Source organism: Limosilactobacillus walteri (assembly GCF_014830205.1).
In the GTDB taxonomy this organism is placed as follows: Bacteria; Bacillota; Bacilli; order Lactobacillales; family Lactobacillaceae; genus Limosilactobacillus; species Limosilactobacillus walteri.
The window spans coordinates 106,367-118,842 of sequence record NZ_QORN01000002.1; the positions used below are offsets into that span (position 1 = coordinate 106,367).

Annotated in this window: 15 protein-coding genes and 1 other annotated feature; of the genes, 6 read left to right on the forward strand and 9 right to left on the reverse strand. The window is 39.8% G+C overall.

Going from position 1 to position 12,476, the window contains the following annotated elements; translation table 11 throughout:
• Positions 1-9 precede the first annotated feature (9 nt).
• Positions 10-303, forward strand: a complete 294-nt coding sequence (locus DTK66_RS00815; protein ID WP_191667463.1) for an FMN-binding protein — start codon at positions 10-12, stop codon at positions 301-303.
• Between the two features lie 134 nt (positions 304-437).
• Here DTK66_RS00815 and DTK66_RS00820 read toward each other — a convergent pair whose 3' ends face one another.
• From DTK66_RS00820 to DTK66_RS00830, 3 genes are all read right to left on the reverse strand, one after another.
• Complete coding sequence (locus DTK66_RS00820) at positions 438-1,187, reverse strand: sulfite exporter TauE/SafE family protein (protein WP_153930410.1); 750 nt, start codon at positions 1,185-1,187, stop codon at positions 438-440.
• 23 nt (positions 1,188-1,210) lie between these two features.
• Complete coding sequence (locus DTK66_RS00825) at positions 1,211-2,407, reverse strand: MFS transporter (RefSeq protein ID WP_191667464.1); 1,197 nt, start codon at positions 2,405-2,407, stop codon at positions 1,211-1,213.
• 140 nt (positions 2,408-2,547) lie between these two features.
• The gene (locus DTK66_RS00830; RefSeq protein ID WP_153930408.1) at positions 2,548-3,480 is read right to left on the reverse strand and encodes an L-lactate dehydrogenase; all 933 of its coding nucleotides are present in this window, start codon (positions 3,478-3,480) and stop codon (positions 2,548-2,550) included.
• Between the two features lie 276 nt (positions 3,481-3,756).
• Positions 3,757-4,000 (forward strand) — a binding site (T-box leader).
• A gap of 83 nt (positions 4,001-4,083) precedes the next feature.
• Between DTK66_RS00830 and DTK66_RS00835 the strand changes: the two genes are divergently transcribed.
• From DTK66_RS00835 to DTK66_RS00855, 5 genes are all read left to right on the forward strand, one after another.
• Positions 4,084-4,935 (forward strand): MetQ/NlpA family ABC transporter substrate-binding protein, encoded by an 852-nt coding sequence (locus DTK66_RS00835; protein WP_153930407.1) that lies wholly within the window; start codon positions 4,084-4,086, stop codon positions 4,933-4,935.
• A gap of 11 nt (positions 4,936-4,946) precedes the next feature.
• Positions 4,947-6,011 carry a methionine ABC transporter ATP-binding protein gene (locus tag DTK66_RS00840; RefSeq protein ID WP_153930406.1) on the forward strand — a complete coding sequence of 355 codons (1,065 nt, stop codon included), beginning with the start codon at positions 4,947-4,949 and terminating at the stop codon, positions 6,009-6,011.
• The gene (locus DTK66_RS00845; RefSeq protein ID WP_370649447.1) at positions 5,986-6,693 is read left to right on the forward strand and encodes a methionine ABC transporter permease; all 708 of its coding nucleotides are present in this window, start codon (positions 5,986-5,988) and stop codon (positions 6,691-6,693) included. The genes DTK66_RS00840 and DTK66_RS00845 overlap by 26 nt, the downstream gene beginning before the upstream one ends.
• 15 nt (positions 6,694-6,708) lie before the next feature.
• Positions 6,709-7,851, forward strand: a complete 1,143-nt coding sequence (locus tag DTK66_RS00850) for an ArgE/DapE family deacylase (RefSeq protein ID WP_191667465.1) — start codon at positions 6,709-6,711, stop codon at positions 7,849-7,851.
• A gap of 129 nt (positions 7,852-7,980) precedes the next feature.
• Positions 7,981-8,322, forward strand: coding sequence for a carboxymuconolactone decarboxylase family protein (locus DTK66_RS00855; protein ID WP_153930403.1), 342 nt, complete (start codon positions 7,981-7,983; stop codon positions 8,320-8,322).
• Between the two features lie 394 nt (positions 8,323-8,716).
• Here the strand turns inward: DTK66_RS00855 and msrB are convergent, their stop codons facing one another.
• The 6 genes from msrB to DTK66_RS00885 all read right to left on the reverse strand — a co-directional run.
• Positions 8,717-9,148: a peptide-methionine (R)-S-oxide reductase MsrB gene (gene msrB / locus DTK66_RS00860; RefSeq protein ID WP_225208937.1), complete on the reverse strand. Its 432-nt coding sequence runs from the start codon at positions 9,146-9,148 to the stop codon at positions 8,717-8,719.
• 57 nt (positions 9,149-9,205) lie between these two features.
• The gene (locus DTK66_RS00865) at positions 9,206-10,171 is read right to left on the reverse strand and encodes a zinc-binding alcohol dehydrogenase family protein (protein ID WP_191667467.1); all 966 of its coding nucleotides are present in this window, start codon (positions 10,169-10,171) and stop codon (positions 9,206-9,208) included.
• On the reverse strand, positions 10,168-10,806 hold the full coding sequence (locus tag DTK66_RS00870; protein ID WP_153930400.1) for an ABC transporter permease: 639 nt from the start codon (positions 10,804-10,806) through the stop codon (positions 10,168-10,170). Before DTK66_RS00870 ends, DTK66_RS00865 begins: the two co-directional genes overlap by 4 nt.
• Positions 10,799-11,569: an ABC transporter ATP-binding protein gene (locus DTK66_RS00875; protein WP_191667468.1), complete on the reverse strand. Its 771-nt coding sequence runs from the start codon at positions 11,567-11,569 to the stop codon at positions 10,799-10,801. The genes DTK66_RS00870 and DTK66_RS00875 overlap by 8 nt, the downstream gene beginning before the upstream one ends.
• Positions 11,544-12,215, reverse strand: a complete 672-nt coding sequence (locus DTK66_RS00880; RefSeq protein WP_225208938.1) for an ABC transporter permease — start codon at positions 12,213-12,215, stop codon at positions 11,544-11,546. Before DTK66_RS00880 ends, DTK66_RS00875 begins: the two co-directional genes overlap by 26 nt.
• A gap of 32 nt (positions 12,216-12,247) precedes the next feature.
• Positions 12,248-12,476, reverse strand: a 229-nt coding sequence (locus DTK66_RS00885; protein WP_303645497.1) for a glycine betaine ABC transporter substrate-binding protein, incomplete at its 5' end; no start/stop codon positions are given.

Here is a 12,476-nt window from a genome sequence, read left to right on the forward strand (position 1 = left end):
GATTAATTAATGAGAGAATTACGTGCAAATCAATATATCGGTGACGGCTTTAGTGCATATGGCGGTGAACTCCAGGTGTTATTAACATACGATGATAATAAAATTAAGGATCTTCAAATCATCAAACATCATGAATCCGAAATGGGCCGCTGGGCATTAGAGGAACTACCGGGAAAAATAATCACTGCCAATAGCGCCAATGTTGACGGCATCACTGGTGCATCAGCAACTAGCCGTGCCATCAAAGATGCTACTGTTGATGCGTTAAATAAGGTAAGACTAAAATATCGCCAATCAAAATAAAAGCTGGGAAAAAAACGTTTGTTTTCTCTCAGCTTCTACTATTTTACGAACGACAATCAACCTGTGGTGTGTAAATCATCGTTCTAACTTCGCCAACCGTCTTGTCGAGAAGGTTGTTTTCCATTCCCTATTTTTTATAGCGTCTTAATACCCATTAAAATGATAAAAAATCCCATAAATAATTTGATGTAAAAAGCCCGTTGTGGTTTTTTCGTCAACCAAATAATAATCGGCGGTGCAAGGACAGATCCCGCAAGTGAACCAATAATTAAACCACCAGCAGCATGCCAATCAACTGAACCACCCATTAAGTGTAACAGCGCGCCAACAATTGACATACCGACTAGTACATATGCCGATGTAGCAGATGCATTAGCCATTGACGCGCCGAGAATTAACAAACCAGCAGTAATTGGACCACCACCACTTAATCCGGCAATTCCGACCATTAGTCCACCAAGGATCCCATAGATAATACTAGCAGTCTGCGGGGAAATAGTTGACTGTCTTTTAGGCGCATTATGATATAACTTGTAGATAATTTGTGCCCCCAAGAAAATCAAAATACCACCAATAACAATCTTGTATATTTTAGTTGGAATAAATGGCGACACTAAATATCCAACAAAAATACTTGGAATTGCTGAAATCATCATTCGGTTACCCAAATGAAAGTTAATCAAACCTTTACGGTAATAAGCCAAAGAACCTAAAATAAGCGCAGGGAGGGCCGTTACAATTGAAGTTGCTGCCGCCGTCGCTGGTGGTAGTTGAAAAATAGCAGTTAAAACACCAAGATAAATCGCTCCGCCACCGCCACCAAGCGAAATAACGAAAATTCCTACTGCTAATCCAATTACAATCAATAGTAACAATGAACTCATAGTTTACATCTCCCTATAACATCCTAATTATCGATTGCCGTTTTTCTTTCTTTTCCCAAGATAAAAGTTATTACCCAGGAAATAATCAGGAAAATTGCAACAAACAAGTATGGATACTGATAATTTACATCAAGCAAATAACCACTAATCAAGGGACCGATAATATTTCCGACACTTGTTAAAGACATATTGATACCGTTCAATAGTCCCTGATTAGCCGTACTCATTTTTGTCAATAAAGTGGTGATTGCAGGCCGTAGTAAGTCAAAAGCTTCAAAGACAAATAACGTTGCAACAATGATATGCCAATGTGAATGATCGTAAATCACCAAAATCGTTCCTATAACACTAAGGAAAAAACTGTAACGCATTAAACGAACTTCACCCAGCCAACGAACAAGACGGTCGAAGAAAAACACTTGTAGAATTAACGAAATAATTCCATTTAAAGTTAAAACCAAAGCGATTGCACTAAGGTCAAAATTATGAACTTCATTAACGTATAGGCTATATATACTTTCAAAACCCGCAAGGCCAAACGCCGCAACAAAAATCATCCCAAAAAGAGTTATTAATGTTGGCGTCATAATTTGCCTAATTTGGCTCCATCCGCCAGTTAATAATTCATTTTCAGGATTTTTAGTCTCACTTTTAAGTAACTCGTCTTCATCGTGAGGTAAAAACTGCCAAGCGACAATCGTACTGATTAATCCTAATATCCCCGCAACCCAAAACGGAAATTTATAGTTTACATGTGCTAACATTCCACCGAGTCCCGGTCCTAAGATCAATCCTCCGCTAAAGGCCGCCGATAACCAACCGATAACCTTTGCTCGATCTTTTTCACTAGTAATATCGGCTGCTAATGCCATTGACGTTGGAACAAACATCGCTGCTGACAACCCATCGACAGCCCGTGACAAATCAAATAACCATAAATGCTGAGCTAGCGCAAAAACAAATTCAGCAATTGCAAAAATTAATAGTCCCCATACTAACATTGGCTTCCGCCCAACCTTATCTGAAATACGGCCAACAACGGGAGAAGCAATAAACTGTACAAACGCGAATAATGAGGACATCACTCCCATGTCAAAGGCAGTAAAGTGGTATTCATTTTTAATGAACGGTTCAACTGGGAAAATAAGACTCATTCCTAGACAAATCAAGAACTCACAAAAAAGAACAACAAAAATTATACGCTTTACTTCTTTTGTCATGATATAATTCCTTTCTTAATTTATTCAGAATAAAAGTGGTGCCATTGAAATAACGACACCACTTTTATTTTGTAAGGTAACGATAACTATATCATGATTAAACTTTTAATGCCAGCATTGATTAATCATTTAACTTTCCCTTAATCTTTAGCTTCAAGACTTTCCTGATACTTTTCTTTGATAAAGTCTGCGGATGTTTGTAACTTTTGTAATTCTTCATCCGTCAAGTCAAGTTGTGCTTGTTCAACTACCCCATCACGACCAACAACGGCCGGATATGATAGATAAACACCATATTCTTCACGATAATTAGATACTGGTAATTCTGATAACGAGTCGCTTAAAATTGCGTTGACTAGTTTAACCGCGGCGGTTGCAACCCCGTAATTGGTGTACTTTTTACCTTGAAAGACAGTCCAGCCTCCCATCCGCGCTTCCTTATCCAGTTGATCTAGGTCAAGGCCACGTTTATCAGCAATTTCTGTTAACGGCTTGCCTAAGACCCGTACTGTAGACCAAGCAGTGAATTGTGAATTACCATGTTCACCAAGGTTGTATCCATCAACTGATCGCGGATCAAGGTGAAGACGATCAGCAACTGCTCGCTTCATCCGGGCAGAATCCAATAATGTTCCGGTTCCTAGGACATGATTTTTCGGTAATCCCGTAATTTTTTGGTAAAGTGAGGTAATAACATCAACAGGGTTAGTAATTGCAACGATTTTTCCCTTGAAGCCACTATCCTTAATTTTTTGCGCAACTTCCTTTACCGCTTGACGGGTAAAAGGCAGTTCAGCAAAGCGATCCGCATTGGGGTTATCCTGAAGTTTAATATTCCCAAGCGCTGAAACAATTACATCCGCATCCTTTAATGCACTGTAGTCATTAACAGTAATATTAGTATGGAAAGGTAGGTTAGCCATTGCATCTTCAAAATCTAATGCATCAGCCTTAACCTTTGCTTCATTTTTATCAATTAATACTAAGTCATCAGCGAAGCCCATTGCAACAATATAATGTGCAACTGTTGCTCCTACATTTCCCATACCGATAACACCAACTTTTCGTGTCATTACTAAGTCCCCTTTCAATCACGCTAGTTTCTAACTTTTTTCTAATACTAGCATAATCATCTTTTCATTACCAGAGCATTTTAATGCGCTCTTATTTCTTTTTATTCAAATCAGGAGCATACATATATGAATTTATTCAAGCTTGTTTTAATATATTTGTTAGCAATAATTACTAGGTGATGCTTAATCTTCCCAAACAAACAATTCCAATTAAAAAAGTTGTTGACAAAAATTAGAGAATCATTATAATGAAACACATAATAATTAATTGAACGTTAAAACATATCGAAAAGCAGAGTAAGTACTGAAACTTTTCAGAGAGCTTCTGGGTGGTGTAAAGGAGTAAGCCTAGGTACTGAAGATGGGCTTGGAATGGTATCGATGATTGTTAGTCGATAACGGGTTAGCACACGTTACTAGTGCTAGGTAATTCTAATTATTTTATTAGAGTAACCTACTGAGGCTAGATCTGTGAGGATCTAGCGAATAAAGGTGGTAACGCGGAGCACTCGTCCTTTAATTAAGGGATGAGTGCTTTTTTGTTTCCTACATTAACGTTCAATTACCAAGAAGAAAAGTATAACTTGAAAGGGAGTTTTTATTATGAAGAGTAAGAAGAAGAGAAATGCTATTATCTGGATTGTCGTTGCTTTAATCGTTGTTATTGCCGGTTACTTTAGCTTTATCCGTCCTCAAGAACAAGCAAAGCGGACGGTTACGATTGGGATCATGGCTGGATCAAAACAAGATGATGAAATCTGGAAAACTGTAAGCAAGACTGCCAAAGATAAGTACAATGTTACCTTAAAGTTCAAACGATTCACCGATTACAACCAACCTAACAAGGCGCTAGAAAATGGTGACGTTGACTTAAACTCATTCCAACACAAGCTTTTCTTGCAAACATGGAATAAAGCACACAAGACTGACCTTGTTTCAATTGGTGATACTTACATTACACCAATTCGCCTTTACTCCAAGCAATACAAGAGTGTTAAAGAAATTCCTGATGGCGGAACAATCGCCGTGCCAAACGATGCCTCAAACGAATCACGGGCCCTCTTCGCATTAAAGAATGCTGGTCTAATTGAATTAAAGAAGGGTACTAAGCTCGCTACCGTTAGTTCGATTTCCAAGAATCCACGCGATCTTAAAATTAAAGAATTAGCCGCCGATCAAACTGCCCGTTCATTAGACGATGTTGATGCTGCAGTTGTGAATACTAACTATGCTCAAGCAGCCGGACTCAATTACAAGAGTGCTATCTTTGTTGAACCAATTAATAAAGACTCTAAGCAATGGGTTAACATTATTGCCGCCAAAGACAGTCAAAAGAACAATAAAATCTACAAAGATGTCGTTAAGGCTTACCAAACAGAAAAGACAAAGCAAGAAATCAAGAAACTTTACGGTACAGCAGAAATTCCAGCTTGGGATCTTAACTTCAATAAATAAGGAGGACTACCATGACAAATCCCATTATTGATTTAGATAACATTAGTGTGACCTTCAAACAACGAAAACATGTTGTTCATGCAGTTAAAGATGTCACCCTCAAAGTAGAACAAGGTGATATCTACGGCATCGTTGGTTATTCTGGTGCCGGAAAGTCAACGTTAGTACGGACCATCAACCTCCTCCAGCTTCCCTCTGAAGGAACTGTTACTATTAATGGAACAGTTTTCTTTAAGGATCATCACCAACAAATTAGTAATAAGGAACTTCAAGAAAAGCGGCGTAAGATTGGTATGATTTTCCAACACTTTAACCTCTTGAATGAAACATCAGTAATTGAAAATGTTCTCTTTGCTTTAAAGCATACTAAACTTGATGATGATGCCAAAGAAAAGAAGGCACTTGAATTATTGGACCTTGTTGGCTTAAAAGATAAAGCAGAATTCTACCCCGTACAATTGTCAGGGGGGGAACAACAGCGGGTATCAATTGCCCGGGCACTCGCAAATGATCCTGAAATTCTAATCTCAGATGAAGCAACCTCTGCCCTTGACCCGCAAAACACAAATCAGATCTTAGACCTCTTAAAACGCTTAAATGAGAAGCTAGGTTTAACAATCGTTCTGATTACCCACGAAATGGATGCAGTTAAGCGCGTTGCTAATAAAATTGCAGTTATGGAATATGGGCAAATCATCGAACGAGGAACCCTTCAAAAAGTATTCTTACAACCACAGCAAGAACTTACCCGTCAATTCGTTGGTGGTTCATTAGCAGCTGTTGATACATTGAAGGCGTTCGACCTTGAGCACTTAAATGATGACGAAGAACTGCTTCAATTGGTTTACGATGCTAATAATGTTACAAAGTCAATTATTATTGAGCTATACAAAAAGCTCCAAGTTGAAGCAAGCATGCTTTATGGCAATATCGAAGTACTTGCTGGTTCGCCAGTAGGAACCCTGTTCGTTGTGATTAAGGGGGATGCTGATAAGCGTAAACAAGCAATTGACTTCTTACGAGCAAACAATGTTACTGTAACCAAGATTGATGATCGGAGGATTTGGAATGAATAATCTTATACCAAACGTAATTCAACTCGGCTGGGGTGGTGACAATGGTTGGGGTACCTCAATCATTCAAACAATTTACATGACTTTTTGGCCAGCTATTTTTGGCGGAATTTTAGGATTAGTCTTTGGAGTTGCCCTTGTAATTACCGAACCAGGCGGTATTCTTGAAAACCGCGTTGTCTTTAACATCGTCGACAAAGTTGTTTCAATTTTTCGAGCAATCCCATTTATTATCTTACTGGCCTTCATTGCCCCCTTCACCCAATTAATTGTGGGAACCCAAATCGGGACAACTGCTGCATTAGTACCGCTTTCTCTTGGCGTTTTTGCTTTCTATGCACGGCAAGTCCAAGTTGCTCTTGAAAGTGTCGACCATGGAAAAGTTGAAGCAGCGCAAGCAATCGGAGCAACCAACTGGGATATTATTACTGATGTTTACCTGCGTGAATCCCGTTCAGAATTAGTACGTGTTTCCACAGTAACCTTAATCAGTTTAGTAAGTTTAACAGCAATGGCCGGGGCAATCGGTGCCGGTGGTCTTGGTAACACCGCTATTTCATATGGTTATGACCGCTTCAATAATGACGTTACCCTGGTTGCGACCCTACTTGTATTACTATTTGTTTTAATTATTCAAGTTATTGGTGATTTCCTCGCTAAAAAGCTTAATCACCAAGATCGTTAAAAAAGGAGGTCCATTATGGAAACCAGCGAAAAAGTAAAGGTATTGCAAGACTTAATTCAAATTCACACTGTTAATGGCAATGAGGCGGAAGTAGCCCATTATCTTCAAAAGTTACTATCCTCCCACGGTATCGAGGTGAAAGTTGATGAATTCGGTGACCGTCGCGCAAACTTAATTGCCGAAATCGGCACTGGAGAAGACTCACGTATCCTTGGATTTACCGGTCACCAAGATACAGTTGCTGTGCCTAACCCTGATCGCTGGCAATATCCTCCATTTAGCGGTGAAATTGTCGGTGACCGCGTATATGGCCGTGGTTCCGCAGACATGAAAAGCGGCTTAGCGGCCCAAGCGCTGGCCCTCATCGAATTAAAAGAAGCTGGGCAACTTCCAGCTGGTAAAGTCCGTTTTATTGCTACAGCCGGTGAAGAGTTAGGAACTCCAGGCGCCTACCGTCTTGAAAAGCAAGGGGCTGCTGCTGACTTAGATGCACTGGTAGTAGGCGAACCCACTGGCGGCAATGTTATTTTTGCTCACTCTGGTAGTATGAATTACCGTGTTACAAGTTTTGGTAAATCATGCCATAGTTCGCACCCCGACCAAGGGATTAATGCTATTGAAGGATTGCTTAAATTTGTCGAAGAAGAAAAACACCTCTTTGACGATGCTAAGGATGATCAATATCTTGGAAAAGTTCAACACAGTATCACTATTTTCAATGGCGGTGACCAAGTGAATACTATTCCTGATAGCGCAACTCTTCACGGGAATATCCGGCCAACCGCGGTCTTTAATAACGAAAAAGTCATTGACAGACTCCAAGATACCCTTGAATACATCAATCACACTACGCCATTCCAACTGGAATTGAAGGTCATTCAGGATTTCTATCCAATCGCAACTGATCCCGCTAACCAATTCGTCCAAATTTCGCTAGATGCGGCCCAAAGAAACTATCCTAATGATGTTAAGCTTGATATTATTAACGGTGCTACTGACGCCAGCGTCTTCACCCTTCACCGCCCCGAGTTACCGGTTGTTGTGCTTGGCTGTGATTCATGGAATGCAGCCCATCAAACTGATGAATTTACGACAATTTCAAGTTATCTTGCAACCATCAAAGCTTATAAGCAAATTGTCCGTAACTTCTTTTCTTAATAAGCCTTATTTTAGTAAAAAGACTAGGAAATAGTTTCCTAGTCTTTTTACTATCTCACGTTAAAGAAAACGGTTACAATAGTCATAGGATGTTAACTTGTCTTATAAAATCAAGAAAGGGTGTTAATTATGACTGACTATCATCAAGAATTGGCAGAGATCATGGCTAATAATAAAAATATTTTTAACAGCACTGGTGAAGTAGGCAAAGCATTTTTAAACGTTCATGATGCTGCAATTGAAGAAGGCGTTCTCGATAGTAAAACCAAGGCACTAGAAGCTTTAGGAATTGCAATCGCAATTCGTTGTGAGGGATGCATTATCCAGCATGTTAAAGGCGCTATTAAACTTGGTGCGACCCGCGATGAAATTGTCGAAACTATTAATATTGCAATTATGATGGGTGGCGGCCCTTCTACTGTTTATGGCGGAAAAGCCTTAGCTTGTGCAGACCAATTTTTAGATGAATAAAAGCTCTTAGGGCATCAACGAGGAGGTCAACTTAAATAGTTTATTATTAGTTTTCCCTAAGCTTTTTCTGCCTAAAGTCTTAGCAAATTATTAGCCGTTATTTGAATCATCTTTGCATTATAAATGTTATAATATAGTCGATGAAAGCGATAACAGTAGATTATTTAAGAAAGGGTGTTTACCATGATGTCATTATTAAGTAACGTAATCGCTGTAGTTAGTTTTTCTGCAATTCTTTTAGCTTCTATTATTAGTTTGTTCATTGGCGGTAAGCACCAACATCGACTTAACTAAGCCAAACTAAATAACATCAAAAAATTCGAACTGTGACTGTTAGTCTGAGCTCGAATTTTTTATTATCCTCATAATTTTTAGCTTAGTTTCGTTCATGCAATCAATTATTAAATAATTTAGCATATTCGCCATAGCCTTCATCAGCAAGTTGTGCGGCTGGAATAAACCTCAACGCTGCCGAATTGATGCAGTAACGGAGACCGCCCTGGTCGACTGGCCCATCAGTAAAAACATGACCCAGGTGGGAGTCTGCCGCTTTACTTCTTACCTCAGTACGTTCCATCCCAAACGACTGGTCACGTTTTTCCTTAATTACTCGTTTGGCAATCGGCTTTGTGAAAGCAGGCCAGCCACAACCAGAATCATATTTATCGCGAGAAGAAAAAAGCGGCTCACCGCTAACAACATCGACGTATATTCCCGGTTCATCAAAATGATCATATTTACCCGTAAAAGGTTGTTCAGTAGCAGCTTCTTGGGTAACTGCATATTGAATTGGCGAAAGACGTTTTTTTAACTCTTCTTTTTTCATTCTGACTACCTCCATCCTTTTAGTAGTCTTATTTTACGCTTGCTTTTACTTTATTAGCTACTCATCTGCTTGATTTAAAACGATTACTTTACCAAAACTATCGTGGCTCTCTAAATAACGGTGGGCCGATGGTAATTGATCTAGCCGAAACACCTTGACCGGTTTAACAGCAACTCCTTTTTCGCTAATTAGTCTTAACAACCCATTGAGTTTTTGTTGATCAACGTTGCCAGAATAAAAACTCGTAAGATAACTATTAGGTGCAATATCCATAATGGGATCAAACTTTTCAAGGTACCATTTATTCCCTAATTCCCCTGTACTGCAGACAATTCCGCCGGGGTTAGTGTGTTTAAAACTATCCTTAACTGTCGCCGGCCCAATCAATTCAAAGATCTTATCAAATTTTAGCTCCGTTTTTAGGTGACCTTGCTGATCAAAAACCACATCATCATAGCCTGCCGAGATTAGTTGATCCGCCTTTTGTGAACGCCTCGTTGTTCCTGTAACACGAATATCTGGAAAGAGCGCGCGCACCAATTTCATAAAGGCAATCCCAACACCACTGCTCCCACCGCGGACTAAAACACTTTCTCCTGATTGCAAGCGAAGATTAAGCAAGGAACCATAGGCAGTATAGTAAGTCTCAGGAATTGTTGCTAGTGTTTCCCAGTCTAGCCGCGTTTCTACTGGGTATATCTGCTCATTAGGCAGCAAAACATATTCCGCATAAGAACCGTCAAAAGCACGTCCCATTTCGCCCATTATCGAAACTACTTTTTGCCCTTTTGGCAGGCGCTTCGGATCAGTCGTCTGTTCAATCAAACCTACACATTCAATCCCAAGAATACGCGGAAATTTAACTGTTAGTGATAATCCTTTTCGCGTAAAAATTTCTGAATGATTAATGCCAAACCCCATCACTTTAACTAGTGACCAGCCTGGTCTTACCTTTGGCGTTGGCACATCTTGATAAATAAGCTGATCGGGGCCACCCGCTTTTTTTATAACAACTGCTTTCATTTTTCCATTACTCCTTTCCACCGATGCGTTAGCAACCAAGCAAAAAACTGAACAATCCCAGCGCAGACTAATGTTAAGGCCATTGTCAAAACCGTTCCCCATAAAATCGGTACCACTTGCTGACCCTGTAGGCCTTCAAATAGTAATTGTCCCAAACCACCTGCACTGATTGTGGCAGCAATCGTTGCCATTGCCATCGTAGAAGCTAAAGCAACCTGAATTCCGCTAAAAATTGCGGGTAAAGCAAGCGGGAGCTGGACTTGACAAAAGACTTGTCCCTTCGTCATCCCCATACCAGTTGCCACTTCAATCAATTGAGGATCAACTTCTCGAATCCCCGTAATAAATGACCGCAATAATACATATTCAGAATAAATCGTTAGCACAATAATAGCTGTTCGCATTCCTAACCCTGAAACTGGCAAGAGAAGAGCAAAGAAAGCAAAACTAGGGATTGAATATAGTAGAGAAAAGAAATATACCAAACCATTAAGCCAATTACGCCGCCGAAGAAACAGCAAAATGATTATGATAGCTATTATTAGCGCAATTCCTAGTGACGAAAGCACCATTACCGCATGCTGCTGAACATCTTCCAACATCACCGGCCAATTTTCATTCCAGTATTCAATCATGTTGGTGCCTCCATAAATTCTCATTTTGCTGAACGGTTCCCAACAGTTCTTCAACAAAAGGAGTAGCTGGATGACGAACAAGTACTTCTGGGCTAGCAAATTGGACAATTTGTCCTTTGTGCATCACCATTACCCGCTGACCAAGGAAAAGCGCCTCATTAATATCATGGGTTACAAACATAAATGTCTTATCAGCTAACGATTCATGTATCCTTTTGATCTCTTGCTGCAGCTCACTTCGCGTCAATGCATCAAGAGCACCAAATGGTTCATCAAACAAGACATATGGCGGATTAGTCGCTAATGCCCGCGCAACACCGACCCGTTGTTGCTGTCCCCCAGACAGTTGCTGCGGATAACGGTTAGCATAGACCCCTGGTTCAAGTCGAACCAGCTCTAATAGTTCTTTAACTCGTCGATCAATTTTGCTATGCGACCACTGAAGCATTTTCGGAACCACCGCAATATTTTCTGCGATTGTCATATGAGGAAAGAGGCCGATCTGTTGAACAACATACCCCATATGACGACGTAGCTTAACTTGGTCTAACTTACTAATTTGCTGACCATCGATTAAAATTTCACCAGCGCTCGGCTGCCAAAGACCATTTATCATTTTTAAAGTAGTTGTTTTACCAGACCCCGATGAACCAAGGATAGTCACAAACTCACCCTGATTAACTGTAAAGTTCAAATCCGGAATAATAATATTATCGCCAAATCGTTTTTGGACATGTTTAAATTGAATAATTGGTTTCGTCATGTTTTTGTACCTTCCTAATTAAATAATCAAAACTAGTCATAGCAAGCAATGACAAAATTGCTACACTAACTGCGCCAATTACTACATAGGTCATGTCATATAATCCGAGGCCAGTAAAAATCAACGTCCCCAGGCCACCTGCACCAATATATGTTGCCAACGTCGCACTTGCAATAATCTCAACCATTGCTAGTTTGACGCCATTTAAAATATACGGAAGTGCCAATGGGACCTCTATCTGCCTGCGTAATTGCTGGCTGTTCATTCCTAACGCGGTCCCTACTTCTTTATATAGGGGGCTCACTTCATTAAACCCAAGAATAGTATTGACGAGTAAAGGCGGTAAGGCTAGGACAACTAATGCTATCAATGCCGGAATGATACCCGTGCCAATAAACGGGATTAATAGGAATAATAACGCCAGACTGGGAATAATTCGTAACACCTGCGCAAATGCAACGCAAAAATTAGCAACTACCTTATTTCGTGATCCAAGGTACCCTAGCGGCAGTGCAATCATCATTGAAATTGCTAATGTTACTAATGTAAGCGTAATATGCTGCCCAACATATTGCCAGTATTGACCACTGTTAGTTTGAAAATAGCGACATATCTGTTCTATCAAGCAATCACCTCCCACTATCATTTAACAAAAAAACTTCTTATTGCGTTTTAAAATTATTTAAAGTTTTGGTTATACCAAGTTTTAGCGACAGTTTTATAGTTTTGATGTTCAACATTGACCTTTTTATTTAGTGCCGTTAGTTGTTTAGTCGTTAACTTTGCATCAACCGCATTAAGGGCTTTTTCCATTTTCGGATACTTTTTCGCAGCTTTTTTATTAACTACGGGAACTAAATTATATGGTGGCCAGATGTTTTTATTATGGCAGATTGTAAAATTTAAG

Excerpts from the sequence above, each read along its gene's own strand:
- DTK66_RS00830 (WP_153930408.1), bottom strand. The coding sequence starts at position 3,480 with ATGACACGAAAAGTTGGTGTTATCGGTATGGGAAATGTAGGAGCAACA.
- DTK66_RS00835 (WP_153930407.1), top strand. The coding sequence starts at position 4,084 with ATGAAGAGTAAGAAGAAGAGAAATGCTATTATCTGGATTGTCGTTGCT.
- DTK66_RS00815 (WP_191667463.1), top strand. The coding sequence starts at position 10 with ATGAGAGAATTACGTGCAAATCAATATATCGGTGACGGCTTTAGTGCA.
- DTK66_RS00870 (WP_153930400.1), bottom strand. The coding sequence starts at position 10,806 with ATGATTGAATACTGGAATGAAAATTGGCCGGTGATGTTGGAAGATGTT.
- msrB (WP_225208937.1), bottom strand. The coding sequence starts at position 9,148 with ATGAAAAAAGAAGAGTTAAAAAAACGTCTTTCGCCAATTCAATATGCA.
- DTK66_RS00855 (WP_153930403.1), top strand. The coding sequence starts at position 7,981 with ATGACTGACTATCATCAAGAATTGGCAGAGATCATGGCTAATAATAAA.
- DTK66_RS00850 (WP_191667465.1), top strand. The coding sequence starts at position 6,709 with ATGGAAACCAGCGAAAAAGTAAAGGTATTGCAAGACTTAATTCAAATT.
- DTK66_RS00845 (WP_370649447.1), top strand. The coding sequence starts at position 5,986 with ATGATCGGAGGATTTGGAATGAATAATCTTATACCAAACGTAATTCAA.
- DTK66_RS00875 (WP_191667468.1), bottom strand. The coding sequence starts at position 11,569 with ATGACGAAACCAATTATTCAATTTAAACATGTCCAAAAACGATTTGGC.
- DTK66_RS00865 (WP_191667467.1), bottom strand. The coding sequence starts at position 10,171 with ATGAAAGCAGTTGTTATAAAAAAAGCGGGTGGCCCCGATCAGCTTATT.
- DTK66_RS00825 (WP_191667464.1), bottom strand. The coding sequence starts at position 2,407 with ATGACAAAAGAAGTAAAGCGTATAATTTTTGTTGTTCTTTTTTGTGAG.
- DTK66_RS00820 (WP_153930410.1), bottom strand. The coding sequence starts at position 1,187 with ATGAGTTCATTGTTACTATTGATTGTAATTGGATTAGCAGTAGGAATT.
- DTK66_RS00840 (WP_153930406.1), top strand. The coding sequence starts at position 4,947 with ATGACAAATCCCATTATTGATTTAGATAACATTAGTGTGACCTTCAAA.
- DTK66_RS00880 (WP_225208938.1), bottom strand. The coding sequence starts at position 12,215 with ATGATAGTGGGAGGTGATTGCTTGATAGAACAGATATGTCGCTATTTT.